This is a genomic window from Streptomyces sp. NPDC030296 (assembly GCF_055572815.1).
Map to the genome: position 1 here is coordinate 1 of NZ_JBVICQ010000002.1, position 24,523 is coordinate 24,523.

At 71.0% G+C, this 24,523-nt stretch carries 25 protein-coding genes, 1 rRNA gene and 1 pseudogene; 11 read left to right on the forward strand and 16 right to left on the reverse strand.

All coding sequences use genetic code 11. The features are described from left to right. Together ACZ4Z3_RS03895 and ACZ4Z3_RS03900 are read right to left on the reverse strand one after the other, a co-directional pair. A 16S ribosomal RNA gene (locus ACZ4Z3_RS03895) occupies positions 1-83 on the reverse strand; the annotation flags it as partial. A gap of 537 nt (positions 84-620) precedes the next feature. After that, positions 621-1,262 (reverse strand): DNA-3-methyladenine glycosylase, encoded by a 642-nt coding sequence (locus ACZ4Z3_RS03900; RefSeq protein WP_468499542.1) that lies wholly within the window; start codon positions 1,260-1,262, stop codon positions 621-623. Positions 1,263-1,461: 199 nt separating this feature from the next. Here ACZ4Z3_RS03900 and ACZ4Z3_RS03905 point away from each other — a divergent pair, with 199 nt between their 5' ends. The 3 genes from ACZ4Z3_RS03905 (at position 1,462) to ACZ4Z3_RS03915 (ending at position 3,484) form a co-directional block, all read left to right on the forward strand. Then, positions 1,462-2,244: a sporulation protein gene (locus ACZ4Z3_RS03905; RefSeq protein WP_055517937.1), complete on the forward strand. Its 783-nt coding sequence runs from the start codon at positions 1,462-1,464 to the stop codon at positions 2,242-2,244. 40 nt (positions 2,245-2,284) lie between these two features. After that, complete coding sequence (locus tag ACZ4Z3_RS03910; protein WP_468499543.1) at positions 2,285-2,824, forward strand: YbhB/YbcL family Raf kinase inhibitor-like protein; 540 nt, start codon at positions 2,285-2,287, stop codon at positions 2,822-2,824. A gap of 153 nt (positions 2,825-2,977) precedes the next feature. Next, positions 2,978-3,484: an HNH endonuclease gene (locus tag ACZ4Z3_RS03915; RefSeq protein ID WP_468499544.1), complete on the forward strand. Its 507-nt coding sequence runs from the start codon at positions 2,978-2,980 to the stop codon at positions 3,482-3,484. 78 nt (positions 3,485-3,562) lie between these two features. On the opposite strand, the gene ACZ4Z3_RS03920 is transcribed toward ACZ4Z3_RS03915, so the two are convergent. From ACZ4Z3_RS03920 to ACZ4Z3_RS03930, 3 genes are all read right to left on the reverse strand, one after another. Further along, positions 3,563-4,510 (reverse strand): SPFH domain-containing protein, encoded by a 948-nt coding sequence (locus tag ACZ4Z3_RS03920; RefSeq protein WP_055538597.1) that lies wholly within the window; start codon positions 4,508-4,510, stop codon positions 3,563-3,565. Between the two features lie 158 nt (positions 4,511-4,668). After that, positions 4,669-5,100: an NfeD family protein gene (locus ACZ4Z3_RS03925; RefSeq protein WP_468499545.1), complete on the reverse strand. Its 432-nt coding sequence runs from the start codon at positions 5,098-5,100 to the stop codon at positions 4,669-4,671. A 145-nt stretch (positions 5,101-5,245) separates the two neighbouring features. Next, the gene (locus ACZ4Z3_RS03930) at positions 5,246-6,037 is read right to left on the reverse strand and encodes an ABC transporter ATP-binding protein (protein ID WP_055538595.1); all 792 of its coding nucleotides are present in this window, start codon (positions 6,035-6,037) and stop codon (positions 5,246-5,248) included. Between the two features lie 150 nt (positions 6,038-6,187). On the opposite strand from ACZ4Z3_RS03930, the gene ACZ4Z3_RS03935 reads away from it, so the two are divergent. Continuing rightward, positions 6,188-6,970, forward strand: a complete 783-nt coding sequence (locus ACZ4Z3_RS03935; protein WP_099968635.1) for a hypothetical protein — start codon at positions 6,188-6,190, stop codon at positions 6,968-6,970. A gap of 116 nt (positions 6,971-7,086) precedes the next feature. Here ACZ4Z3_RS03935 and ACZ4Z3_RS03940 read toward each other — a convergent pair whose 3' ends face one another. Beyond that, positions 7,087-7,446, reverse strand: coding sequence for a hypothetical protein (locus ACZ4Z3_RS03940; RefSeq protein ID WP_468499546.1), 360 nt, complete (start codon positions 7,444-7,446; stop codon positions 7,087-7,089). Positions 7,447-7,507: 61 nt separating this feature from the next. Here ACZ4Z3_RS03940 and ACZ4Z3_RS03945 point away from each other — a divergent pair. Beyond that, positions 7,508-7,812, forward strand: a pseudogene (locus ACZ4Z3_RS03945) (transposase family protein); the annotation flags it as partial. A gap of 109 nt (positions 7,813-7,921) precedes the next feature. Here ACZ4Z3_RS03945 and chpE read toward each other — a convergent pair. The 3 genes from chpE to ACZ4Z3_RS03960 form a co-directional block, all read right to left on the reverse strand. Then, positions 7,922-8,170 (reverse strand): chaplin ChpE, encoded by a 249-nt coding sequence (gene chpE / locus ACZ4Z3_RS03950; protein ID WP_468499547.1) that lies wholly within the window; start codon positions 8,168-8,170, stop codon positions 7,922-7,924. Between the two features lie 158 nt (positions 8,171-8,328). Next, positions 8,329-8,970, reverse strand: a complete 642-nt coding sequence (locus ACZ4Z3_RS03955) for a response regulator (protein WP_468499548.1) — start codon at positions 8,968-8,970, stop codon at positions 8,329-8,331. Continuing rightward, complete coding sequence (locus ACZ4Z3_RS03960) at positions 8,963-10,108, reverse strand: GAF domain-containing sensor histidine kinase (RefSeq protein ID WP_468499549.1); 1,146 nt, start codon at positions 10,106-10,108, stop codon at positions 8,963-8,965. Before ACZ4Z3_RS03960 ends, ACZ4Z3_RS03955 begins: the two co-directional genes overlap by 8 nt. A 252-nt stretch (positions 10,109-10,360) precedes the next feature. Here ACZ4Z3_RS03960 and ACZ4Z3_RS03965 point away from each other — a divergent pair, with 252 nt between their 5' ends. From ACZ4Z3_RS03965 to ACZ4Z3_RS03975, 3 genes are all read left to right on the forward strand, one after another. Beyond that, on the forward strand, positions 10,361-11,053 hold the full coding sequence (locus ACZ4Z3_RS03965; protein ID WP_468499550.1) for an SDR family NAD(P)-dependent oxidoreductase: 693 nt from the start codon (positions 10,361-10,363) through the stop codon (positions 11,051-11,053). Continuing rightward, positions 11,053-12,138 (forward strand): S-adenosylmethionine:tRNA ribosyltransferase-isomerase, encoded by a 1,086-nt coding sequence (locus ACZ4Z3_RS03970; protein WP_468499551.1) that lies wholly within the window; start codon positions 11,053-11,055, stop codon positions 12,136-12,138. Before ACZ4Z3_RS03965 ends, ACZ4Z3_RS03970 begins: the two co-directional genes overlap by 1 nt. Positions 12,139-12,436: 298 nt before the next feature. Further along, positions 12,437-13,102 (forward strand): transglycosylase SLT domain-containing protein, encoded by a 666-nt coding sequence (locus ACZ4Z3_RS03975; RefSeq protein ID WP_468499552.1) that lies wholly within the window; start codon positions 12,437-12,439, stop codon positions 13,100-13,102. Between the two features lie 84 nt (positions 13,103-13,186). On the opposite strand, the gene ACZ4Z3_RS03980 is transcribed toward ACZ4Z3_RS03975, so the two are convergent. Next, complete coding sequence (locus tag ACZ4Z3_RS03980) at positions 13,187-15,691, reverse strand: ABC transporter ATP-binding protein/permease (RefSeq protein ID WP_468499553.1); 2,505 nt, start codon at positions 15,689-15,691, stop codon at positions 13,187-13,189. A gap of 241 nt (positions 15,692-15,932) precedes the next feature. On the opposite strand from ACZ4Z3_RS03980, the gene ACZ4Z3_RS03985 reads away from it, so the two are divergent. Both ACZ4Z3_RS03985 and serB read left to right on the forward strand, forming a co-directional pair. Beyond that, a complete protein-coding gene (locus ACZ4Z3_RS03985) occupies positions 15,933-17,999 on the forward strand; it encodes a streptophobe family protein (protein ID WP_468499554.1) in 2,067 nt (688 codons plus the stop codon). A 218-nt stretch (positions 18,000-18,217) separates the two neighbouring features. After that, positions 18,218-19,429 carry a phosphoserine phosphatase SerB gene (gene serB / locus ACZ4Z3_RS03990; protein WP_055524299.1) on the forward strand — a complete coding sequence of 404 codons (1,212 nt, stop codon included), beginning with the start codon at positions 18,218-18,220 and terminating at the stop codon, positions 19,427-19,429. A 74-nt stretch (positions 19,430-19,503) separates the two neighbouring features. Here the strand turns inward: serB and ACZ4Z3_RS03995 are convergent, their stop codons facing one another. The 4 genes from ACZ4Z3_RS03995 to ACZ4Z3_RS04010 form a co-directional block, all read right to left on the reverse strand. Then, complete coding sequence (locus ACZ4Z3_RS03995; protein ID WP_468499555.1) at positions 19,504-20,022, reverse strand: SixA phosphatase family protein; 519 nt, start codon at positions 20,020-20,022, stop codon at positions 19,504-19,506. A gap of 97 nt (positions 20,023-20,119) precedes the next feature. Beyond that, positions 20,120-20,344 (reverse strand): hypothetical protein, encoded by a 225-nt coding sequence (locus tag ACZ4Z3_RS04000; RefSeq protein ID WP_468499556.1) that lies wholly within the window; start codon positions 20,342-20,344, stop codon positions 20,120-20,122. A gap of 224 nt (positions 20,345-20,568) precedes the next feature. Further along, the gene (locus ACZ4Z3_RS04005) at positions 20,569-20,685 is read right to left on the reverse strand and encodes an SGM_5486 family transporter-associated protein (protein ID WP_099968646.1); all 117 of its coding nucleotides are present in this window, start codon (positions 20,683-20,685) and stop codon (positions 20,569-20,571) included. A 261-nt stretch (positions 20,686-20,946) separates the two neighbouring features. Further along, the gene (locus tag ACZ4Z3_RS04010; RefSeq protein ID WP_468500191.1) at positions 20,947-22,245 is read right to left on the reverse strand and encodes a CynX/NimT family MFS transporter; all 1,299 of its coding nucleotides are present in this window, start codon (positions 22,243-22,245) and stop codon (positions 20,947-20,949) included. Between the two features lie 235 nt (positions 22,246-22,480). On the opposite strand from ACZ4Z3_RS04010, the gene ACZ4Z3_RS04015 reads away from it, so the two are divergent. Then, positions 22,481-23,146 carry a FadR/GntR family transcriptional regulator gene (locus tag ACZ4Z3_RS04015; RefSeq protein ID WP_468499557.1) on the forward strand — a complete coding sequence of 222 codons (666 nt, stop codon included), beginning with the start codon at positions 22,481-22,483 and terminating at the stop codon, positions 23,144-23,146. A gap of 62 nt (positions 23,147-23,208) precedes the next feature. Here ACZ4Z3_RS04015 and ACZ4Z3_RS04020 read toward each other — a convergent pair whose 3' ends face one another. Together ACZ4Z3_RS04020 and fabI are read right to left on the reverse strand one after the other, a co-directional pair. Further along, entirely contained in the window at positions 23,209-23,592 is a 384-nt protein-coding gene (locus tag ACZ4Z3_RS04020) for a hypothetical protein (RefSeq protein ID WP_468499558.1), read from the reverse strand. 159 nt (positions 23,593-23,751) lie between these two features. Next, entirely contained in the window at positions 23,752-24,519 is a 768-nt protein-coding gene (gene fabI, locus ACZ4Z3_RS04025; protein ID WP_159766574.1) for an enoyl-ACP reductase FabI, read from the reverse strand. Positions 24,520-24,523 lie beyond the last annotated feature (4 nt).

The following is a 24,523-nucleotide window of genomic DNA, read 5'->3' on the forward strand; positions in this document are numbered from 1 at the left end:
CCCGAAGGGCTTCATCGTTCGACTTGCATGTGTTAAGCACGCCGCCAGCGTTCGTCCTGAGCCAGGATCAAACTCTCCGTGAATGTTTACCCGTAATCGGGTCGACACCACGAGAGCGGAACCACCGGAGGAATGATCCGATGGTTCACAGCGTCCTCGCTGTGTTTTGTTTCAAAGGAACCTCGCCCCAGCCGAACCGGCCGGAGACGGGGTATCAACATATCTGGCGTTGATTTTTGGCACGCTGTTGAGTTCTCAAGGAACGGACGCTTCCTTTGTACTCACCCGAGTATCTTCTCGGGCTTTCCTCCGGGCGCTTCCCTTCGGTCTTGCGTTTCCGACTCTATCAGACCGTTTCCGATCCGATTCCCTGTCGGCGGGCTTTGCCTTTCGGCTGCCTTTGGGCCTCTCGGTTTCCCTCGCGGCCTTTCGGCATTCACTACGTTAGCCGATTCCCCCGGCAACTCATAATTGAGTTCTGCGGACTCGAATCAGGGCATGCCTAATTCGCCCCCGCCGAGGGGATGTCGTAGGTAGTGGGTGGCCGCTTCCGGCTGCTGGCTGACTGCCGTACCCGGTTCAAGCGGCTCGGGCTACGTTACGGACCGCCCGGAGGCGAGTCAAGTTCGGCGGCGGCGGGGGACATGGGCCCGATAGGGGCTCACGGTGGGGTCGTCGGCGATCCAGAAGCGCCAGGGGTGGACGCCTCCGTCACCCGCGACGCCCGTACGGGGACCGTTGCGTACCTGGTCGGAGTGGACAGGTGTGCCGGTCAGGACGGTAAGAGGGGGATCGTCGGGGGAACAGGCGTCCGTGCCGTCGAGGGCGCGGTCGACGTCCAGGGCCGTGGCCAGGCGGGCGGGCCCTTTGGCCAGTTCCTTGTCATTTCGGGCCGAGATTCGACGTTTGCGAGCCAACTCCGCGCCCTCGATCACCTCGCCGGCGCGCAGCAGGACCGCGCTCGCCCAGCCCTCCGGACCGCACACCAGGTTCATGCAGTGCCACATGCCGTACGTGAAGTACACGTACACATGGCCGGGTGGACCGAACATCACGGCGTTGCGGGCGGTGCGGCCGCGAAACGCGTGCGAACCGGGGTCGTTCTGACCGTCGTAGGCCTCGACCTCGGTGATGCGGAGCGCGATCGGACCGTCCGGGGTGGTGCGCACGAGGACGCGTCCCAGGAGGTCTGGGGCGACGTCCAGGACGGGGCGGTCGAAGAACTCTCGGGCCAGGGGCGTACGGTCGGGGGTCGCGATCATGGCGTACGAGCGTAGTCCAGAGGGATGCGGCCGATGGGTGGCGAGGAAGCGTCCTCCTTGGAAGTGTGGGGACCCGGAACCGGTCACCGTCGGTTCGCGTTTGTAGGGATCAAGGATCCACGCCACACAGAGCGATCCACCCACACAGAACTACAGAGCCACACAGATACACAGGCGTTGCCTGACGGGAGGAACAGACATGGGGTTCAAGCGACTGCTCGCGAGCCTGGGGGCCGGTGGCGCTTCGGTCGAGACGGTGCTGACCGAGGTCAATGTGGTACCGGGCGGTGTCGTCCAGGGTGAGGTGCGGATCCAGGGCGGTTCCGTGGACCAGCAGATCGAGGCGCTGTCGGTCGGGCTCCAGGCCCGGGTCGAGGTCGAGGGTCAGGACGCCGAGTACAAGCAGGACATCGAGTTCCTGAAGCAGCGTCTCGGGGGTGCCTTCGAGCTGAAGGCGCAGGCGGTGCACGTGGTGCCGTTCGGGCTGGAGATCCCCTGGGAGACGCCGGTCACGACCATCCAGGGCCAGACGCTGCCGGGGATGCACATCGGTGTGACGACGGAGCTGGAGATCGCGCGTGCGGTCGACTCCGGTGACCTGGACCCGATCAACGTGCACCCGCTGCCGGCGCAGCAGGCGATCCTGGACGCGTTCATCCAGCTGGGCTTCCGCTTCAAGAACGCGGACATGGAGCGCGGCCACATCCGGGGCACGCGGCAGAAGCTGCCCTTCTACCAGGAGATCGAGTTCTTCCCGCCGCAGCAGTACCACGGGCTGAACCAGGTCGAGCTGAGCTTCGTCGCCGACGAGCGCGAGATGGACGTCGTGCTGGAGATGGACAAGAAGCCGGGACTGTTCAGCGAGGGCAGCGACTCGTTCCGTTCGTTCCGGGTGGGGCTGCAGGACTACGGGAACACGGACTGGGCCGCCTACCTGAACCAGTGGCTGTCGGAGGTCGGCAGCAAGCGCAGCTGGTTCTAGGCTCTGAACCAACCCACAGATCCCACCAGGAGGTACCGAGGTGACCGAGCCGAAGAGGCCGCCGCTCCCCCACGATTTCCATCCGGTCGTGCCGTCCTTCACGGTCACGAGTGAGGACGTCGAGCCGGGGGCGACGCTCAAGGACGCTCAGGTCTACTCGGGCGGGAACACCTCTCCGCAGCTGCGCTGGGAGGGTTTCCCGCCGGAGACCAAGAGCTTCGCCGTGACCTGCTACGACCCGGACGCCCCCACGGGCAGCGGGTTCTGGCACTGGGTCGTGTTCGACATCCCGGTGTCCGTGACCGAATTGCCGGCCGGTGCGGGGTCGGGGAAGTTCGAGGGACTGCCCGAGGGCGCGGTGCACGCGCGCAACGACTACGGGACGCGTGACTTCGGTGGGGCCGCCCCGCCGCCCGGCGACCCGGCACACCGTTATGTGTTCACGGTGTACGCCGTGGATCAGGAGGAGCTCGGTCCGGATTCCGACGCTTCGCCCGCCGTGGTGGGATTCAACCTCCGTTTCCACACGCTGGCGCGCGCCCAGCTCATCGGGGAGTACGCCGCTGTAGCGGAAAAGTAACGAAGCCGGACGTTCATTGAACGTTTGCCCGCCTCTGGTCTTGGAAGTGATCAGAGGCGGGCATTTTTTATTGCGTTGTCCATCTCGGCGTGCCCGGCCACAGTTGATCCAAGCCTGCCGGGGGGTGGGCTGGTGCACAGGAGGTGGGCTGGGATGCGGGACACGCTGGTACTGAACGCGAGCTTCGAGCCGCTGTCGACGGTGACGCTCAACCGAGCCGTCGTTCTGGTGCTGCAGGACAAGGCCGTCGTCGAGCAGACCCACCCCGAACTGCGCATGCGCGGAGCCGCGGTCGACATACCGGCGCCCCGGGTGATCAGGCTCTGCCGGTACGTGAGGGTGCCGTTCCGAAGACAAGCGCCATGGTCCAGGCGGGGTGTGCTGGTACGGGACAGGCACAGGTGCGCGTACTGCGGCAGGCGGGCGACGACCGTGGACCATGTGGTGCCGCGGTCCAAGGGTGGCTCCGACAGCTGGCTGAACACGGTCGCGTCGTGCGCGGAGGACAACCACCGCAAGGCGAACCGGACTCCGGACGAGGCGGGGATGCCGCTGCTGCGGCAGCCGTTCGAGCCGACTCCGGCGGACGCGATGCTGCTGTCCCTGGGACATGACGACTTCGACGCGCTGCCGGACTGGCTGTCGAAGAGCGCCGCGTAACCGGCGTCGTCACCAACTGCTGTCGTACGGCGAACGGGCCCGCTCCTCCTGGTGGAAGGGCGGGCCCGTTCGCCGTGTTCAGTCGATGGCCGGCTTCTCGCGGCGGTCGGCGTTGCCGTCGGCCGGCTTGGGAACGGTGGGGCCGCCGCCCAGGTTGCCGAAGTTGCCCATGGCGCCGGAGAGGCCCTTCAGGGCGTCGCCGATCTCGCTGGGGACGATCCAGAGCTTGTTGGCGTCGCCCTCGGCGATCTTCGGGAGCATCTGGAGGTACTGGTAGGAGAGGAGCTTCTGGTCCGGGTCACCGGCGTGGATGGCCTCGAAGACCGTACGAACGGCCTGGGCCTCGCCCTCGGCGCGCAGGGCGGCGGCCTTGGCCTCACCCTCGGCGCGCAGGATCTGGGACTGCTTCTCACCCTCGGCGGTCAGGATCGCCGCCTGGCGCGTACCTTCGGCGGTGAGGATCGCGGCGCGCTTGTCACGGTCGGCGCGCATCTGCTTCTCCATCGAGTCCTGGATGGAGGTGGGCGGCTCGATCGCCTTCAACTCGACGCGGTTGACGCGAATGCCCCACTTGCCGGTCGCCTCGTCGAGGACGCCGCGCAGGGCCGCGTTGATCTCCTCGCGGGAGGTCAGGGTCCGCTCCAGGTCCATGCCACCGATGATGTTGCGGAGCGTGGTGACGGTGAGCTGCTCGATCGCCTGGATGTAGCTGGCGACCTCGTAGGTGGCGGCGCGGGCGTCGGTCACCTGGTAGTAGATGACCGTGTCGATGTTCACGACCAGGTTGTCCTGGGTGATCACCGGCTGGGGCGGGAACGGCACGACCTGTTCGCGGAGGTCGATGCGGTTGCGGATGGAGTCGATGAACGGGACCACGATGTTGAGGCCCGCGTTGAGCGTGCGCGTGTAGCGGCCGAAGCGCTCCACGATGGCGGCGCTCGCCTGTGGGATGACCTGGATGGTCTTGATCAGGGCGATGAAGACCAACACCACCAGAATGATCAGGACGATGATGATCGGTTCCATCGTTCGCTCCCCGTGCCCTTCTCCGCCGCGGCGCCTGTGGAAGATCTTATGCCTGTTTGCCTGTTGAGGATCTTGCTCGTCGAGTCTGGCAGAACAGCGCCTGCCAGGTGGGACGTTCGGTGCATTGCGTGATCGCGTCGTGACCGCCTCGTGCGAGGTCACATGACGATCGCGGTGGCTCCTTCGATCTCCACGACGTCGACTTCCTGGCCCACCTCGAAGGTGAGTCCGGAGTCGAGGGAGCGGGCGGACCAGATCTCGCCGCCGAGCTTGATGCGGCCGCCGGAACCGTCGACCCGTTCCAGGACGACGGCCTGCTTGCCCTTCAGGGCGTCGATCCCCGTGGCCAGTTCGGGCCGTCCGGTTCTGTGGCGGGCGGCCACCGGCCGTACGACGGCGATGAGCGCCACGGACACGGCGGCGAACACGACCACTTGGAGGACGACACCGCCGCCCAGTCCCGCGGTCACGGCGCCGGCGACGGCGCCCAGGGCGAGCATGCCCAGTTCCGGCATCGCGGTCATGACGAGGGCGATCCCGAGCCCGGCCGCGCCTATCAGCCACCACACCCATGCGTCGATGCTGTCCACATCGTCCATGGTAGGACCGGGATCGCCCCGCCGACAGAGCGCACGGCCAAAGATCGCTTACAGCGGATCCGCCAAGTCGGTTGCGTCCGGCCCGGGTTGTGGAGCGGTGCCGCCCGACTGGCGGGTCGGCGGGGGAAGTCGGAGGTCAGGTGAGGGGCAGGCCCTGGGCCGTCCAGCGCTCGCCGACCTGCTCGACGACGAGCGGGAGACCGAAGCAGAGGGAGAGGTTGCGGGAGGTCAGCTCCAGCTCCAGGGGGCCCGCGGCGAGGACCTTGCCCTGACGGATCATCAGGACGTGGGTGAAACCCGGGGGGATCTCCTCGACATGGTGCGTGACCATGATCATGGAGGGGGCGATGGGGTCGCGGGCGAGGCGGCCGAGCCGGCGGACGAGGTCCTCGCGGCCGCCGAGGTCGAGGCCGGCGGCGGGCTCGTCGAGGAGGAGCAGCTCGGGGTCGGCCATCAGGGCGCGGGCGATGAGGGTGCGCTTGCGCTCGCCCTCGGAGAGGGTGCCGAACTTGCGGTCGACGTACTCGGTCATGCCGAGGCGGTCGAGGAAGGCGCGGGCGCGGAGCTCGTCGATCTCCTCGTAGTCCTCGTTCCAGGTGGCCGTCATGCCGTACGCGGCGGTCAGCACGGTCTGCAGGACGGTCTGGCGCTTGGGGAGCTTCTCCGCCATGGCGATGCCGGCCATGCCGATGCGGGGGCGCAGTTCGAAGACGTCGACCCGGCCGAGGGTCTCGCCGAGGATCGTGGCGGTGCCCTTGCTGGGGTAGAGGTAGCTGGACGCGACGTTGAGGAGGGTGGTCTTGCCGGCGCCGTTCGGGCCGAGGATGGCCCAGCGCTCGCCCTCCTTGACCGACCAGGAGACCTGGTCCACCAGAGCCCGGCCCTCGCGGACCACGGATACGTCCTCCAGCTCCAGAACATCGCTCATGAGCGCGCTGTCTCCCCTTGCAGTGTCGGCCTGTCTCGGCTGTCGCGTACGCCTGTGGTTGGAGCCACCGCCGGGTGGGCGCAGCCCTCAGGGAAATCTACGCCACCGGTCGGGCCGTCCATTCCATCGGTCGGTCCTTAGGGTGGAGGCATGCTCTCGGAACCACGCTCAGGACGCCTTGCCGCATGGGGAAATGCCCTTCTTGCCGGACTTGTCTCGCCGGATGACGCGGTGCTCGCGATCGTCGGGGAGGACGCGGTGCATCGGGTGGAGGGGCTGCCCGGCGAGTCGGGGCCCGTCGGGCTGACGCTCGCGCTCGGGCGGCTGAGGGCGCTGGGGGTGACGGGGTTGCGGGTGGCCCTGCCCGCGCCGGGGCATCCGTTGGGACTCAGCGGGCCGCCGGAGTTCAACAAGCGGGCGCTGGAGGCGGAGGAGGCCGTGGTGTGCCACGGGGGTGCGCTGGGGCTGGTGCCGGAGGTGTACACGGCGGGGCCTTCGGGCGACGAGCACGTCGAGGTGGTCTGGCACTGTCTGGAGGTGCGGGAGGCGCCGCCCGCCGATGTGCCGTCCCTCGGGGAGGCCGAGCGGGAGCTGGCGGAGGCGCTGCGGGACGCGACGGCCGTGCTGTCCCGGTTGGACGTGGCGGCGTCGGGGCCGGTCGCGGAGGCGGCGATCGACGCCTACCGGGCGCGGGCCGAGCGGGGGCGTGAGGTGCTCGCGCCCGGGTATCCGCCGCGGGCCGTGCGGGTGCTGGAGCTGGCGCAGCGGGTGGGGTTGTTGATCTCGCTGGCGTACGAGAACGGGCACGGGGGTGCGGTGAGCGCGTCCGAGATGGGCTCCCGGGTGGCCGCGTTGCGACCGGTGGAGCGGACGGCTCGGCGGGCGCAGGTGGCGGCGTACAACGCGTTCGTGGAGGAGCGGGAGCGGGGGTAGTGCGCCCCGTCGCCCCGGCGTCCCGGCCCGTTCGACAGAGTGAGCATTTTCAGCGTGACCACCTATCAGGTGACAGCTCCGGCGCCTCTGGCGTCGAGCACCTGCCGGGCAGGCAGTCAGTTGAAAGCGTCGGTCATGCAGTCCGCCCGGCAGTCGGCAGCCTCATAGCGCTGGCGGAGGGCGGCAGCTGCTTCTTCGCGCTCCACGAAGAGGTACCCGTAGTGCTGGCGCGCCACCCTGGTCACGTCTCCGACCGTGACGATGGCCGGTTCGCCGTCTGCGGCCCGTCGACGCGCTCCGGCGATAGCCATGTCCGCAGAGCGCAGCAGGTTTCTGGAACGATCCCGGATCACGGCTGCCTGGGCGCGTTTCGCCGAGAGGGGACGCAGGGTACGTCCTCTCCAGACATAGCCGGCGGCGACAAGGATGAGACCGAGCGCTACGAACAGGAGTCCGCCTGGGGCGTGAGGTCGCATCTATCCAGTCTTCACCACTCGCGTGGTCATCGTCATGCCCGCATCGGCGGCCGATTGTCGACGTCTCACTGCGGCCCGCGCCCACCGGATCATCCGGATCTGTGAACGCAAGGACGTCCCAATCCTCGCCGCCACGCCTACATGGGAGCCGGCCCATGGGTGACAACACCCCTCGGACGCCCGCCGGGCCGTGACCTCACCCCCACCCAGCAGACCATCAGCCGAGCAATGGCCACGGCACGGGCACCGGTCGAACGCGGCGTCGCACGACTGAAGTCCTGGCGGATCTTCCGCAAGTCCCGGTGCAGTCCGAATCGAATGTCGTCAATCTCCGCGGCCGTGCTCACTCTGGAGCGGCAACGCTGAAAGACCTCAGTCACCGGGGGGGGGGACGGCCGGGGACCGTGGACATGGCTGACCGGCCTTCCGGAGGGGTCCGGAAGGCCGGTGGTCACTGTGCTCCCGGGGTGGAACGTCAGTGGTTGACACCCAGGTTGCCGAAGGCCGGGTTCAGGACGCCCACGACGCTGACACTGTTGCCGACCGCGTTGACCGGGATGTCGATGGGGGCCTGGATGACGTTCCCCGAGATGACGCCCGGCGAGCCGACGGCCTTGCCGCCCGCGTGCGCCCCGCCGTCGGTGGCGGAGGCCATGCCCGCACCGGCGGCGACGAGGCCCCCGGCCACCATCGTGACAGCGGCGGCCTTCTTCAGGTTCTTCACTTCTGAGCCCTTCCTCGCGATCACTGCGGCGGTCGCACGCAGCACGCACTGAAGAACGGCGGGGCCCTGCCGAGGATGCGCCATTCGGAGGACATACACCCGACGGTATGAATCTCAGATCGGAGGGGAACCTTCCGGGTTTCCGGACAATCGACACATCATCCGGTCACACCGTGACGCACCGCCCACAGCGCGGCCTGGGTCCGGTCCGCCAGGTCGAGCTTCATGAGGATGTTGGAGACGTGGGTCTTGACCGTCTTCTCGGACAGGACCAGGGCGCGGGCGATCTCCCGGTTGGAGCGGCCGTCGGCGATCAGGCCGAGCACCTCCCGCTCCCGCTCGGTGAGCGAACCTCCCCTCCCCTGACCGGAGTTGGCCTCCTCCTGGGAGAGGAGCACCCCGGCGACCTCCGGCTGGAGCAGGATGTGTCCGGCGTGCACGGAGCGGATGGCGCCGGCGAGGGCGTCGGGGTCCACGTCCTTGTAGACGTACCCGGCGGCACCGGCGCGCAGGGCCGGGACGACGGTGCGCTGCTCGGTGAAGCTGGTGACGATGAGCACGCGCGCGGGGTTGTCGAGTTCGCGGAGTCTGCGGAGCGCGTCGATGCCGTCCAGGCCCGGCATCTTGACGTCCATGAGGACGACGTCGGGCCGGAGTTCCTCGGCGCGGGCGACGCCCTCGGCGCCGTCGGCGGCCTCCCCCACGACCTCTATGTCGTCCTGCACCTCGAGGAAGGTGCGCAGGCCCCGGCGGACCACCTGGTGGTCGTCGACGAGCAGCACCTTGATTGCGTCAGCCACCGGGGACCTCCATCTCGATCGTGGTGCCCTTGCCGGGCGCCGATTCCACGGTCAGCGTGCCGCCGACCCCGCTCGCCCGGTCGCGCATGGAGACGAGGCCGAGGTGGCGTCCCGCGCGGCGTATGGCCTGCGGGTCGAAGCCGGTGCCGTCGTCGGTGATCCGCAGCACCGCGCCGGTGCCCCGGCGCTCCAGGGCGACGTCGACGTGCTCGGCCCCCGAGTGGCGCAGGGCGTTGTGCAGGGCCTCCTGCGCGACGCGGAGCATGGCCTCCTCCTGAGCCGACGGCAGCGCGCGGGCGCCGCGTGCGGAGAAGGTGACGCGGGCGCTGTGCGCACGGTCGAGGACGTGGACCTGGGTACGCAGGGTGGCGGCCAGGCCGTCCTCGTCGAGTCCGGCGGGGCGCAGTTCGACGACGGCGGCGCGCAGCTCGTCCGCGGCCTCGGCGGCGAGGGCGGCCACCTGCTGGAGCTCGCCCTTGGCGCGTGAGGGGTCGCGGTCGACCAGGGCGGCCGCCGCCTGGGCGGTCAGCCGCAGGGAGAAGAGCTTCTGGCTGACGGCGTCGTGCAGCTCGTGGGCGAGGCGGGAGCGTTCCTCGGCGATGGTCAGCTCGCGGCTGCGCTCGTAGAGGCGGGCGTTGGTCAGGGCGATCGCGGCGTGCTGGGCGAGGATCGACAGCAGTTCCTCGTCGTCCTCGGTGAAGCCGCAGCCGCCCTCCGGGCGGGGGCAGCGCTTGTTGGCGAGGAAGAGGGCGCCGATGACCTCGTCGCCGTCGCGGATGGGCAGGCCGAGGAAGTCGACCAGGTCGGGGTGGGCGGTGGGCCAGCCCTCGAAGCGCGGGTCCTCGCGGACGTCGGCGAGGCGCTCCGGGGTGGCCTCGTGGAGCATCGCGGCGAGGATGCCGTGCTGGCGCGGGAGGGGGCCGATGGCCTTCCACTGCGCGTCGGTGACGCCGTCGACGACGAACTGGGCGAATCCGCCGTGGTCGTCGGGGACGCCCAGGGCGGCGTACTCGGCGTCGAGCAGCTCTCGGGCGGAGGCGACGATCGTCTTCAGGACGTCGCGCACCTCCAGATGTCTGCTCATGGCCAGCAGCGCCGAACTCACCGCCGCGAGGCCCGACCGGGGACCTTGACTCATGAGCTCACCGTACCGGCGGGGTCCGACAGCGCGGATCGGACCGCCGACCGCGCCGCCCCGGCCGTCGGACCTAGGTTCCGGGGGTTCCGGGCCTACGACCGGACCTAGGTCCCGGGGCCCCGACCGGTGGCCTAGGGCGAAGGGCCTTGGCGTACTGGGGCCCGGGTACGAGGCGGTGGGGAGGGCCGGGTTCCTACGTTGGGATCACCGCCGACCGGAGCGGGAGGCGGCGGACGACGAGGGGACGATGTCATGCCGGTGGCGATCATCACGGGGGCTTCCAAGGGCCTGGGACGGGCGCTGGGGGAAGCGCTGGCCGAGCGGGGATGGGACCTGGTGCTCGACGCGCGGACCGAGGAGGCGCTGCGGGGCACGGCGAAGGAGCTGGCGGCGCACGGGACGCGGGTCGAGGCACTGCCGGGGGATGTGACGGACGCGGCGCACAGGGCCGCGCTCGTCGCGGCGGCCCGTGCGCTGGGCGGGCTGGACCTGCTGGTGAACAACGCGAGCGCGCTGGGCGCCGAGCCGCTCGTCCGGCTGGAGGAACTGGCCCTGGACGGGCTGCGGCGGGCCCTGGAGGTCAATGTGGTCGCGGCGCTGGGGCTGGTCCAGAAGGCGCTGCCGCTGTTGCGGGCGTCCGACGCGGGCGCGGTGATCGACGTCAGCTCGGACGCGGCGGCGGAGGCGTACGAGACGTGGGGAGGGTACGGGGCGTCGAAGGCGGCGCTGGACCATCTGTCGGCGGTGCTGGCCGTGGAGGAGCCGGGGCTGCGGGTGTGGGCGGTGGATCCCGGCGACATGGGCACCGATCTGTACGCGGCGGCGGTGCCGGACGACGACGATCCGCGGCCGCGTCCGGAGAGTGTGGTGCCGGCGTTCCTGCGGCTGATCGAGGGGAGGCCGGCCAGCGGCCGGTACGGGGCGCCGTCCCTGCTGGGGGCGTGATGAGGACGGCGCTGAAGGTGCCCGGGGACCGGTCGGCGCGGGTGCCGGTCGAGCAGCGCGGGCCGGGGCTCGACCGGGATTCCGTACGGCTGCTGGTGTCGCGCGGTACGGGGGTGTCGCACCACGCGTTCGTGGAGCTGCCCCGGCTGCTGCGGGCCGGGGACCTGCTGGTGGTGAACACGTCGTCGACGCTGGCGGCGGCCGTCGACGGGGTGATCGGGCACGCGCGCGTGGTGGTGCACTTCTCCACGCGGGGCGATGACGGGCGGTGGGCCGTCGAGCTGCGGGATCCGGACGGCAGGGGCACCACGCGCGCGCGTGCGGGTGGTCCCGCGGGGGCGGCGGTGCGGCTTCCCGGGGGTGCGGGGCTGGTTCTGGAGGAGCCGCTGAGCAGGCGGGGCGGGCGGCTGTGGTGGGCGCGGGTGTCGTCGCCGGACGTCCTCGGGCTGCTGCGGGAGCACGGGCGGCCCATTCGGTACTCCTATACGGATCGGGACCAGCCGCTGTCGGTGTACCAGACGGTGTTCGCGCTGCCCTCCGAGGACGGGGCGGGCAGTGCGGAGATGCCGAGTGCGGCGCGGCCCTTCACCCCGCGGCTGGTGGCGGAGCTGGTGAGCCGGGGGGTGCAGTTCGCGCCCGTCACCCTGCACACGGGGGTCGCGTCGGCGGAGGCGCACGAGCCGCCGTACCCGGAGCGGTTCGCGGTGCCGGAGGCGTCGGCGCGACTGATCGACGCGGTCAGGGCGGGCGACGGGCGGGTGGTAGCGGTGGGAACGACGGCGGTGCGGGCGGTGGAGTCCGCGGCCGGGGCCGACGGTGTCGTACGGGCCGGTGAGGGGTGGACGGATCTGGTGGTCACTCCGGAGCGGGGGGTGCGGGTGGTCGACGGGCTGGTGACCGGGCTGCACGAGCCGGAGGCGTCGCATCTGCTGATGCTGGAGGCGGTCGCGGGGCGGGCGGCGGTGGAGCGGGCGTACGAGGAGGCGCTGGCGGGGGACTACTTGTGGCACGAGTTCGGCGACGTGCATCTCATCCTTCCTCCGGAGACACCTCACCGTGTGCATTGCGCCAGCAACTGCACGTGAAGACACGGCGCTGCCGATGTGAGGCCGGGCATAGGACCCACATCACGTACGAAGCTGCCTAGGAGATAGATACGCCCGGTTTGAACGGGACAGACGTGCTGTTCTGTCCCGTTTTGCCGCTTCCGCGTCCACTAAGCGGCATCGTACGTCACACCTTTGCCACCGGATTTTGCGGCCGCTAAGAATTGCTTCCGTCGCTCGGCGCCGTGGGTTTCCGCCCACGGCGCTTGTGCTGGAAAGCAATGTCCCCACCCGGCCGAGAGCGACCTCCGCGCCAACTCGAAGAGGTCCATCACTCATGTCGCTGTACGCCAAGAACCCCGGTCACCGTCCCGTGCTGTCCAAGGCCCACAAGCTCTCGTTCGCCGGAGTGGCCGCCGTCGGCGCCGCCGCTGTCGCGTTCTCGCTGGTGCCGGCCGAGGCACAGACCGCCACGAAGACGGTTTCCGCGGCGCCGGTGGCGTTCAGCCAGAGCCCGGCCCAGACGGTCAAGGCGAGCGTCGTCGACCAGGCGTCCGACGCCCAGAAGAAGGCGGCCCTGGTCGCCGCGCAGAAGAAGGCCGCGCAGGAGCGCGCGAAGAAGGAGGCCGCGAGCCGGGCCGCCAAGCGCGCCGCCCAGGCCAAGGCCGCCCCGAAGACGTACCCGAACAACCTCGACGGCTGGATCCGCGAGGCGCTCGACATCATGAAGAAGCACAAGATCCCGGGCACGTACCACGGCCTGCACAAGAACATCATGCGGGAGTCCTCGGGCAACCCGAGGGCCATCAACAACTGGGACATCAACGCCCAGAACGGCGTTCCGTCGATCGGTCTGCTCCAGGTCATCAAGCCGACCTTCGACGCCTACCACGTCCCCGGCACCGCGTGGAGCCAGTACGACCCGGTCGCCAACCTGACGGCCGCCGCGAACTACGCGGCCCACCGGTACGGGTCGATCGACAACGTCAACAGCGCTTACTGAGGTCGGCGCGGACCCCGGTGAAGCGTCGAAGGGCGGCACCCCTGGTGGGGTGCCGCCCTTCGGCGTGTGTGCCGGTGCCCTCGGTTACTTCCGCATGACCTCGGGCTCGTGGCGGCGCAGGAAGCGGGCCACGAGGATGCCGCAGACGACGCCGATCAGGACCAGGGCGACCATGTCGAAGGCGTAGACGCCGGCCGTGTGGTCCCACAGCGGGTCCGTGTCGCCGGCCTCCTTGGGCGGGCTGATGTTGTTGAAGTCCAGCGTGGCGCCGGCGGCGGCGACCGCCCAGCGCGACGGCATCAGGTACGAGAACTCGTTGACGCCGGGGCTGCCGTGCAGGGCGAAGAGGCAGCCGGTGAAGACGACCTGGACGATCGCGAACATGACCAGCAGCGGCATGGTCTTCTCGGCGGTCTTCACCAGCGAGGAGATGACCAGGCCGAACATCATCGACGTGAAGCCGAGGCCCATGATCGGGATGGAGAGTTCGAGCATCACGGCGACCTTGCCCTCGCCGAGGATCAGGGCCTCGTCGGGGATGGTCCGGCTGGCGAAGCCGATCGCGCCGACCATGGCGCCCTGGAGCACGGTGACCGTACCGAGGACGATGACCTTCGACATCAGGTACGCCGAGCGGGACAGACCGGTCGCCCGCTCCCGCTCGTAGATCACCCGTTCCTTGATCAGCTCACGGACGGAGTTGGCGGCGCCCGCGAAGCACGCGCCGACCGCGAGGATCAGCAGCACCGTGGTGGCGGTGCCGTTCGGGATGGGCAGGTTGGTCGCCGGGTTCACCCTCCTGACCAGCAGGTCCTTGTCCGGGTCGATGAGCAGGCTCACCGCGCCGAGGACGGCGGGCAGGATCACCGTCAGCGCCAGGAAGCCCTTGTCCGACACGATCACCGCGAGGTAGCGGCGGACGAGGGTGCCGAGCTGGGAGAACCAGCTCTGCGGCTTCGGCGGGCGCATCGACTGCGGCGGCGGCATGTGCACCGACTGCGGGGCGACGGCGTCGATGTCCGCGGCGTACATCTGGTAGTGCTGCGAGCCCTTCCAGCGGCCCGCCCAGTCGTAGTCGCGGTAGTTCTCGAAGGCGGAGAAGACGTCGGCCCAGGTCTCGTAGCCGAAGAAGTTCAGGGCCTCCTCGGGAGGGCCGAAGTACGCCACCGAGCCGCCCGGCGCCATCACCAGCAGCTTGTCGCAGATCGCGAGCTCGGCCACCGAGTGGGTGACCACGAGGACCGTGCGGCCGTCGTCGGCGAGGCCGCGCAGCAGCTGCATGACGTCGCGGTCCATACCCGGGTCGAGGCCGGAGGTCGGCTCGTCCAGGAAGATCAGCGACGGCTTGGTCAGCAGCTCCAGGGCGACCGAGACGCGCTTGCGCTGACCGCCGGAGAGGGACGTGACCTTCTTGTCCTTGTGGATGTCGAGCTTCAGCTCGCGCAGCACCTCGTCGATGCGGGCCTCGCGCTCGGCGGCCGTGGTGTCGGCGGGGAAGCGGAGCTTGGCCGCGTACTTGAGGGCCTTCTTGACGCTCAGCTCCTTGTGCAGGATGTCGTCCTGCGGGACCAGACCGATGCGCTGACGCAGCTCGGCGAACTGCTTGTACAGGTTCCGGTTGTCGTAGAGGACGTCGCCCTGGTTGGCGGGGCGGTAGCCCGTGAGCGCCTTGAGCAGGGTGGACTTGCCGGAGCCGGAGGGGCCGATGACCGCGATGAGCGACTTCTCCGGGACGCCGAAGGAGACGTCCTTGAGGATCTGCTTGCCTCCGTCGACGGTGACCGTCAGGTGGCGCGCGGAGAAGGAGACCTCACCGGTGTCGACGAACTCCTCGAGACGGTCCCCGACGATGCGGAACGTCGAGTGGCCGACGCCGACGATGTCGTTCGGCCCGAGGAGTGCCGTGCCGCCCTTGGCGATCGGCATACCGTTGACGAACGTGCCGTTGTGGGACCCGAGGTCACGGATCTCGAAGCGGCCGTCGGGCGTCGCGTGGAACTCGGCGTGGTTCCTGGAGACCTGGAGGTCGGAGACGACCAGGTCGTTCTCCAGGGCACGACCGATGCGCATCACCCGGCCGAGGGCCAGCTGGTGGAACGTGGTCGGGCTGCGGTCGCCGTACACCGGCGGCGCCCCCGCGCCACCACCGGGGCCCTGCTGCGCATGGCCCTGCTGATGCGGGACCTGGGGCTGCTGCGGCTGCTGCCAGCCCGCCTGCGGTGCCTGCTGGGCGGCGTATCCGGCGCTCGCGCCCTGCGCGGCGTACGGCTGCTGCTGCGGCTGCGACACCGCCGCGGCCGTGCCGGAGAGGCTGACTCTCGGGCCGTCGGTCGCGTTGCCCAGGTGCACGGCCGAGCCGGGGCCGATCTCCAACTGGTGGATCCGCTGGCCCTGCACGAATGTGCCGTTGGTGCTGCCGTGGTCCTCGATCACCCAACTACGGCCGCTGAAGCTGATCGTGGCGTGACGCCAGGAGACCCTGGCGTCGTCGAACACGATATCCCCCTGCGGATCACGTCCGAGGGTGTATGCCCTGGACGGATCGAGCGTCCAGGTTTGTCCGTTCAATTCCAGTACGAGTTCCGGCACTCCATGCCCCACTGAGTTGTCCCCCGAATTACCCCCATCACAGGGAGTCTAGGGATGTCGAACATCGGGGGGAACTATTTCAGGCTCAACCCCTTGACCGAAAGTCGGGCCTTGTGAAGAGAACGTACGGGGGCGTCGCCCCGTCCCGTTGACGGGGTTGAAACCGGGCCGGAGAGTGGTAATCCCACGCGAGGGGGACATCAGCGGTGCAACACCGCGATGCGGATCGGGGGGTCCGACCATGAGCAACCGGAGTGCCGGCCAGGGCGGGAGCGTGCGCTGGGGGGACGTCGTGTTCTCCGCGATCGCCGCGGCGAGCTGGTCGTTGATCGGGATGGCGAGCACGGCGGCGCTCGGTCTGCATCTGCTGGAGGCCGACTCCGCGGGCGAACTCGGGCCCATGACCGCGGCGCTCGTGGCCCTCGGTGCGGGTGGGTCGGTGACCCCGTCCGGCGATGTGTCCGTCTTCGGCCTGGAAGGGGCCCAGGCCACGACCGCCATCGAGATCACGCCACTGGGTGTCGGCCTCGTGGGGGCGCTCCTGCTGGCCTGGTTCTTCCTGCGCTCGTTGCGCGGCGCGGGAGTTGTCGTCACCGCGGCCGAACTCCTCGCGCGGGTGGGCGCGGTGGTCGTCCTCTTCGCTGCGCTGATGGGCGCTCTGGCCTACGCCGGCCAGGCCGTGATCACTCTGGACGGCGGCGATCTGGGCCTCGACGAGCTGCCCGGCGGCGGTGACCTCGGCGGCGTCGAGATCCCCGGCCTCGGGGACATCGGGGACATCGGCGGCGGGCTGCTTCCGGACCGGCTCGGCGACCTCGCCGGTGCCGACGCGCAGGTGGGGTTCACCGTCGACGCGGCGCCCACGGTGCTGGGTGGCCTTCTGTGGTGCCTCGGGGTGCTGCTGGTCGCCCTGCTGGCCTCGCGCCGCACTCCCCTGCCGCGCGGCCTGGACGCCGTGCACCGGGTGGTACGGCCCGCCGTGTCCGCGGTGGTGACCGTGCTGCTGGTGGCGGTCGCGGCGGGGCTCGCGGCGGCGGCGTACGCGGCGGCCGGGGACCCCCACCCGAAGCGGATCGTGGGCGCGGCCCTGCTCGGAGCGCCCAACGGTGTCTGGCTCGGCGTCCCCCTCGGCCTGTTCGTCCCCTGGGACGGAAGGGCCACGGGAGCGCTCGCGAACCTGCTGCCCGACCCGCTCGACGCACTGCTGCGCGTCGACGCGAACGAACCCGTCACCCTCGGCCGCCTGGCCGAACTGGACTCCCGGGTGTGGCTGTTGGGCGTGGCGGCCGCCCTGATGATGCTGTACGCGGGGGCGTTGACCGCCGTGCGTACGCCTTTCGCCGGGCAGGTGTCTCCCCCGACCGCCGGGGGTGCGGATGGTGCGGGTGCACGGGGCGGGGGCGCGCTCGGGTTCGCGGGGCGCTGCGCACTTCGGTTGGGTATCGCGACGGCGGTGGCACTCCCCCTCCTTGTCCTGCTGACGGAGGTGTCGGTGGACGCCTCGCTGGCCGTGCTCGGCATCGACGCGTTCGACGCGGGCATCGAGCTGCACGGGCGGGCGGCGGCGGCCCTCGTGCTGGGCGCGGTGTGGGGTGCGGGCGCGGGCGCCGCCGGGGCGCTGCTGGCGTGCGCCACGGGGGCGGCGGGGCGGCGGGCGGCTTGGCCGGCCCTCAGCGCCTCGGGTCCGGCCCCGACCCCCGGGTCCTCCCCCTCGCCGGCCTCCCCGTCGGGCCCGTACACGCCGGGTACGCCGTACCGGCCGCCGAACCCGGACACCAACCCCTATCTGAGGGTGCCGGAGGGTCTGCTGCGGCCGGGGCAGGGTGGGGGGCGAGGGGAGCAAGGTGGGGGGCGAGGAGACGGGCGGGGGTCTCCGGAGGAGCCGGGGCCGGGCGGGAGCGGGCGGAGTGCTGCCGGGCGGGGCGGGGAGGACCGGGGTGCGGGGAGCGGTCGGGGGGCGGTCGAGCAGGGCCGGGAGAACCGGGGTGCGGGGGGCGGGCGAGGGGCGCCGGGGGCGGACCAGGGTGCGGGGAGCGGCGGTCCGGGGCCCGAGGGGCGACGGCCGCCCGATGTGTACGGCGCGCCCACAGTGGCGAGGCGGTTCACACCGCCGCCTCGTCGGCCGGGGCAGCGACCGGGCACGGGGCCGGGGACAGGGTCGGGGGCCGGGGCCGGTAGCGGGTCGGGGTCGCGTGGCGGTTCGGGGGCCGGGCGGTGGCCGACGCCGCCGCCCCCACCGGACGACGGGCCGCCGCCTCCGCCTCCACCGCCTCCTCCAGCGCCGGGGGCAGGGCCACGGGGCCGTTGAGAGGCTCTGCGCGGAGGGCCTCGGGGGCAGGGCCGCAGGGCCGTCGGGAGGCTCTGCACGGAGGGTGTCCGCGCCGGTGGAAGGGGGCGTTCCGGTGTCGCCCCGGCGCTTCGTACACGATCCGGGTCCCCTTCAGTCATTGGTAACCCAGAGTTCTCCGTCCGCTGGGCGGACCTCGGGGGCGCGAGGCGCGGGGTGCCGGATACGGTTGGACCATCATGAGCGCTTCGCAGACCTCCTCTGACGTCCCCACTCTCCTCGTCAAGATCTTCGGCAAGGACAGGCCGGGCATCACCGCCGGGCTGTTCGACACCCTTGCCGCGTACTCCGTCGACGTGGTCGACATCGAGCAGGTCGTCACCCGTGGCCGGATCGTGCTGTGCGCCCTGGTGACCGTGCCGCCGGCCGGTCAGGAGGGTGATCTGCGGGCCACCGTCCACGGCTGGGCGGAGTCCATGAAGATGCAGGCGGAGATCATCTCCGGCCTGGGCGACAACCGGCCCCGCGGTCTCGGCCGCTCGCACGTCACCGTGCTGGGACACCCGCTGACCGCCGAGTCCACCGCCCGGATCGCCGCGCGGATCACCGCGACCGGCGGCAACATCGACCGTATCTTCCGGCTCGCCAAGTACCCGGTGACGGCGGTGGAGTTCGCCGTGTCGGGCACTGAGCCGGAGACACTGCGCACGGCGCTGGTCACCGAGTCGGTGGCGCTCGGCGTGGATGTGGCCGTGGTCGCGGCGGGGCTGCACCGGCGGGCCCAGCGGCTGGTGGTCATGGACGTGGACTCCACGCTCATCCAGGACGAGGTGATCGAGCTCTTCGCGGCGCACGCCGGGTGCGAGAAGGAGGTCGCCGAGGTGACGGCGGCCGCGATGCGCGGCGAGCTGGACTTCGAGCAGTCGCTGCACGCGCGTGTGGCGCTGCTGGAGGGGCTCGACGCCTCGGTGGTGGACAAGGTGCGCAGCGAGGTGCGGCTCACGCCGGGGGCGCGCACACTGATCCGCACGCTGAAGCGGCTCGGTTTCCAGGTCGGTGTCGTCTCGGGCGGCTTCACCCAGGTCACGGACGATCTGAAGGACCGGCTGGGGCTGGACTTCGCGCAGGCCAACACCTTGGAGATCGTCGACGGCAAGCTGACCGGCAGAGTCGTCGGGGAGATCGTGGACCGCGCGGGCAAGGCGCGGCTGCTGCGCCGGTTCGCCGCCGAGGCGGGGGTGCCGCTGGCGCAGACCGTGGCGATCGGCGACGGGGCGAACGACCTCGACATGCTCAACGCGGCCGGTCTCGGCGTCGCCTTCAACGCCAAGCCGGTCGTACGGGAGGCCGCGCACACCGCGGTGAACTTCCCGTTCCTCGACACCGTGCTCTACCTCCTCGGCGTCACGCGGGAAGAGGTCGAGGCGGCGGACACGCACGACGAGCAGTGAGCGCCGGCGACGGCGTGTGACGAGACGGGAAGGCCCGGCAGCGCTGCGCTGCCGGGCCTTCGTCGCCTGGGCGGTTACTCGGTGGGCGCCCAGTAGTCGACGAGGGTGCCGACGCCCGGTTCCAGGCTCTTCCAGGAGCCCTCGAAGGTGATGACGGCGTAGCCGGCGGCCGGGAAGTCTCGACGGCTCATGCGCTCGCGGGCGTCGCCCTCGGCCTGGCCTGCGAGGATCTCGGCGAGCGCCTGGACGCCAGGGTTGTGGCCGACCAGGAGGACGGTCTGTGCGTCGTCCGGGGTCTCGTTGAGCAGGGCGATCAGGTCGCCGGGAGAGGCCTCGTAGATCCGCTCCTCGTAGACGGTTTTCGGTCGCTCGGGCAGCTCGTGGACGGCCAGCTTCCAGGTCTCGCGGGTCCGGACGGCGGTGGAGCAGAGGGCAAGGTCGAAGGAGATGCCGCTGTCGGCGAGCTTGCGTCCGGCGACGGCGGCGTCCATTCGGCCCCGGTCGGCGAGGGGCCGCTCATGGTCGGACACCTGTGGCCAGTCGGCTTTCGCATGCCGGAAGAGGACAATCCTGCGGGGTTCTGCGACGCTCATGGGTCCCAGCTTCGCACGAAACAGGCCACGGGGCGCAGGGAGTTGAAGTGCGGATATCCGCGACCTGTGTCCGCGCCGCCGTGGGCTCGGCCGAGCGTCACGGGACGAGGGCCGTCAGGAGCCGCTGTATGCGCTCGAAGACATGGGCGACCAGGGGGTCGCCGCTCGCGGCGTGTGCGTCCGCGGGGTTGAGGATCAGCAGCAGGAGGGTGACGAAGCCGAGGGCGGGCAGGGCGAGGGCCCACCAGGGGAGGCGGATGTCCATGCCGCCCGTGGGTGCCGGGGCCGCCGGGTGGGGTCGCGTGTGCGTACGGGCCGACATGCCGCCTCCGAGGTCTTCGCGTCGTCGGTGGCCGCTCCTCCGTAGGGTTCTCGCGAGTCCCCCGCGGCCACACCTCGAAGCTACGGAATCCGGGCGGCACGGCCTATCCGGTGATCCACCCACTTCACCCTGAGACTCACCCCCTAGGGGATGGGGGGTCAGCCCCACCATGGGGGTGGGGCGCGGTGACGTTCACGGGCCCTCGGCGCCCGAGGCCCCGAGGGTCACGGGGAGGCGATCGCCGCGATGATGCCGATGACGATGAAGATGGCGAGGAACGAGCCGAAGACCACGAGCATCTTCTTCTGGCCGTTCTGGGGGTTCGGGTCGAGCACGGGCATGCGCCCAGTCTCGCACCCCGCCCCTCCGCGCGGCACCAGGGGGTGGGCCTGGACGCCCTCCCCGCACTCTCGCCCCGGCACCCGGCACCCGGCACCCGGCAACCCGGCCCTCGCCCCCGGCCCTCGCCCCCGGCCCTCGCCCCCGGCCCTCGCCCCCGGCCCTCGCCCCCGGCCCTCGCCCCCGGCCCTCGCCCCCGGCCCTCGCCTCCGGCTCCCGCCACTCGGCCTACGGCCCGCCGCCTCAGTCGGCCGTCGTGGTCGTCAGTCGGCCGTCGCGGTCGTCTCGTCCTCGATCATGCGGTCGCGGCCCGCCAGGGCGCCCACCGCGATCTGCGGGACCATCAGGGCCGCCATGAGGGCCAGGGGCAGGCCCCAGCCGCCGCTGTGCTGGTAGAGGACGCCGACGAGGAGCGGGCCGGGGATCGAGATCAGGTAGCCCGTGCTCTGCGCGAACGCGGACAGCTTGGCGACGCCTTCTCCGGTCCGGGCCCGCATGCCGACGAGGGTGAGCGCCAGCGGGAAGGAGCAGTTGGAGACGCCGAGCAGCAGCGCCCACACCCAGGCGCCGCCGGCCGGGGCGAGGTACAGACCGGCGTACGAGAGGAGCCCGCAGAGGCCCAGGGCGACCGCGATGGGCCCCTGGTGGGGCAGCCGGGTGGCGAGCCGGGGGATCACGAAGGCCAGCGGTACGCCCATCACCATCGTCACGGCGAGCAGTACACCGGCCGTGTCCGCGGGGACCCCGGCGTCCCGGAAGATCTGCGGCATCCAGCCCATCGTGATGTAGGCGGCGGTCGCCTGGAGCCCGAAGAACACGGCGAGCGCCCACGCGGTACGGCTCCGCGTGACACGCGGCGCGGCGCCGTGCTCCGGCCCGGGCGCCGCTCCGCCCCGGCCCACGGCCCCGGGTACCTCCCGGCGAGCGGAGCCTGAGCCGACCACCGCGTCCTGACAACCGGACCGTGAGCCGACACCCGCGTCCCGGCCAGCACCCCCGGCCACACGCCCCGTGCCCCGCGCACCCCCGGTCCGTACGAACGGCAGCCACGGCAGTACCGCCACCGCCGCGAGGGTCGCCCAGGCGGTGAGACCGGTCTGCCAGGTGCCGCCGAGCGCCTCGGTCAGGGGGACGGTGACGGCCGCCGCGGCGGAGGTGCCGAGGGCGAGGGCCATGGAGTACAGGCCGGTCATGGAGCCCACCCGGTCGGGGAACCAGCTCTTGACGATGACCGGCATGAGGACGTTGCTGACGGCGATGCCCATCAGGGCGAGGGCGCTCGCGGCCACGAAGCCGGCGGTGGTGCCGGTGTAGGGCCGGACGACCAGCCCGGTGGCGATCGCGGCCATGCCGGCGCAGACCACGGCGGCGGGGCCGAAGCGGCGCGCCAGCCGCGGGGCGAGGCTCCCGAACACGGCGAAGCAGAGGGGTGGTACGGAGGTGAGGAGTCCGGCGACGCTGCCGCTCATGCCGAGTCCGTCGCGCACCTCTTCGAGGAGGGCGCCGAGGCTGGTGATGGCGGGCCGGAGGTTGAGGGCGGTCAGGACGATGCCCAGGACCATCAGGCGGGTCGTCCACGCGCGCGTACCCGGTCGCAGGGTCGTCCACGCGCGCGTGCCCCGTCGCTCGCGCTCGCCGGGCGACTCGATCCGGTCGGGGACGCGGGTGGATATGGACGTCGTCCTCGGGGATTCCTCACTCGCCATGCCTTCCATCATAGAATCATAGGATGATTGGTTGTCGAGCCTCTCGCCGAGGCGGCTACACCCTTCGCCCCGGACCGTGCGAAGGTGTGCCATGCCCCTGAGTCATCCCCGCCGTTCGGCACTGTCCGAGCAGGTCATCGCGGCGCTGCGGAACCAGATCACCTCGGGCGAGTGGCCGGTCGGCTCCCGCATCCCGACCGAGCCCGAGCTGGTCGAGCAGCTGGGCGTCGCCCGGAACACGGTCCGCGAAGCCGTCCGCGCCCTCGCGCACAACGGTCTGTTGGACATCCGCCAGGGCTCCGGCACCTTCGTCGTGGCGACGAGCGAGCTGGCGGGGGTCATGCACCGCCGCTTCGCGGACGCCGACCCCCGGCACATCGCCGAGCTGCGTTCCGCCCTCGAGTCGAGCGCCGCCAAGCTGGCCGCCGAGCGGCGCACCGAGAAGGACCTGAAGCAGCTGGACACGCTCCTCGCCCGGCGTGAGGAGGCATGGGCCTCCGGCGATGCGGAGACCTTCGTGTCGGCCGACGCGACCTTCCACCTGGCGGTCGTCGCCGCGTCCCACAACGACGTCGTCACGGCCGTCTACGCGGACCTGGGCGAGGTCCTGCGGGACTGGCTGCGCGACGACGTCGGCGCGGAGCTGACGCCGGAGGCGTACATGGACCACGCCCGGCTCGTGGACGCCATCCGGGCGGGCGACGCGGAGTCGGCGGCGGCGGAGGCGGCCGGCTATCCGTTCCACTGCCGCCCCTGAGGGGTCAGTCGTCCGGCCTGCCGCCCCTGAGGGTCAGTCGTCCGGCCTGCCGCCCCTGAGGGTCAGTCGTCCGGCCGCTGGTGGCTGAACCACACGGCGCGGACCTCCTTCCAGCAGCGCCCGGTGAACCGCACCGTCTGCGCGGGACCCGTCTCGACGGGGGCGCCGTCGCTGTCGATGTCCCACCAGCGCGCGCACTCGATGTGCAGGCGGACCCGGTCGGGATCCGGGTAGGGGTTGAAGCAGTACCCGACCACGCGGGAGCCGACGACCGTGTAATTGCAGGCCGCCCCGAAGGGGTCGGGACGGTCGGCCGTCACACGCGCGTGCCGTGGTCCGGTCGGCTTCCGGGTCTCCCCGCGCGCGTTCGGGATCGCTTCGTACGGAAGGGACAGTACGAGAGCCAGGGCGACGGCCACGGGGGCGAAGCTGCGGGACAGACGCACAAGGGAGACCTCCTCGGCCGAGCGGCTGGGCGGTGTACGTCCAGCGTGCGCGCCACCCGGCCGGGGCGGCCCGTCGGATGGGCCGAACGGGGGATGCGCGAAGGGCCCGTGTCCGGGTGGACACGGGCCCTCGACCCGACCGTCAGGCCGCGGGTGGCGTCACGCGCCGATCGCGTGCAGCCCGCCGTCGACGTGGATGATCTCGCCGGTGGTCTTCGGGAACCAGTCGCTGAGCAGGGCGACGACACCGCGGCCGGCCGGCTCCGGGTCCTTGAGGTCCCACTCCAGGGGCGAACGGTGGTCCCACACGGAGGCCAGCTCGCCGAAGCCCGGGATGGACTTGGCGGCCATGGAGCCGATGGGGCCGGCGGAGATGAGGTTGCAGCGGATGTTCTGCTTGCCCAGGTCGCGGGCCATGTAGCGGCTGGTGGCCTCCAGTGCGGCCTTGGCCGGGCCCATCCAGTCGTACTGCGGCCAGGCGTACTGCGCGTCGAAGGTGAGGCCGACGACGGAGCCGCCGTTCTGCATCAGCGGCAGGCAGGCCATGGTCAGCGACTTCAGGGAGTACGCCGAGACGTGCATGGCGGTCGCGACGGACTCGAACGGCGTGTTGAGGAAGTTGCCGCCGAGCGCGTCCTGCGGGGCGAAGCCGATGGAGTGCACGACGCCGTCGAGGCCGCCGAGCTCCTCGCCGACGACGTCGGCCAGGCGCCCGAGGTGCTCCTCGTTGGTGACGTCGAGCTCGATGACCTTGGTGGGCTTCGGGAGCTTCTTGGCGATGCGCTCGGTCAGCGTGGGCCGGGGGAAGGCGGTGAGAATGATCTCCGCGCCCTGCTCCTGGGCCAGCTTGGCGGTGTGGAAGGCGATGGAGGACTCCATCAGCACACCGGTGATCAGGACGCGCTTGCCCTCGAGGATTCCGCTCATGGTG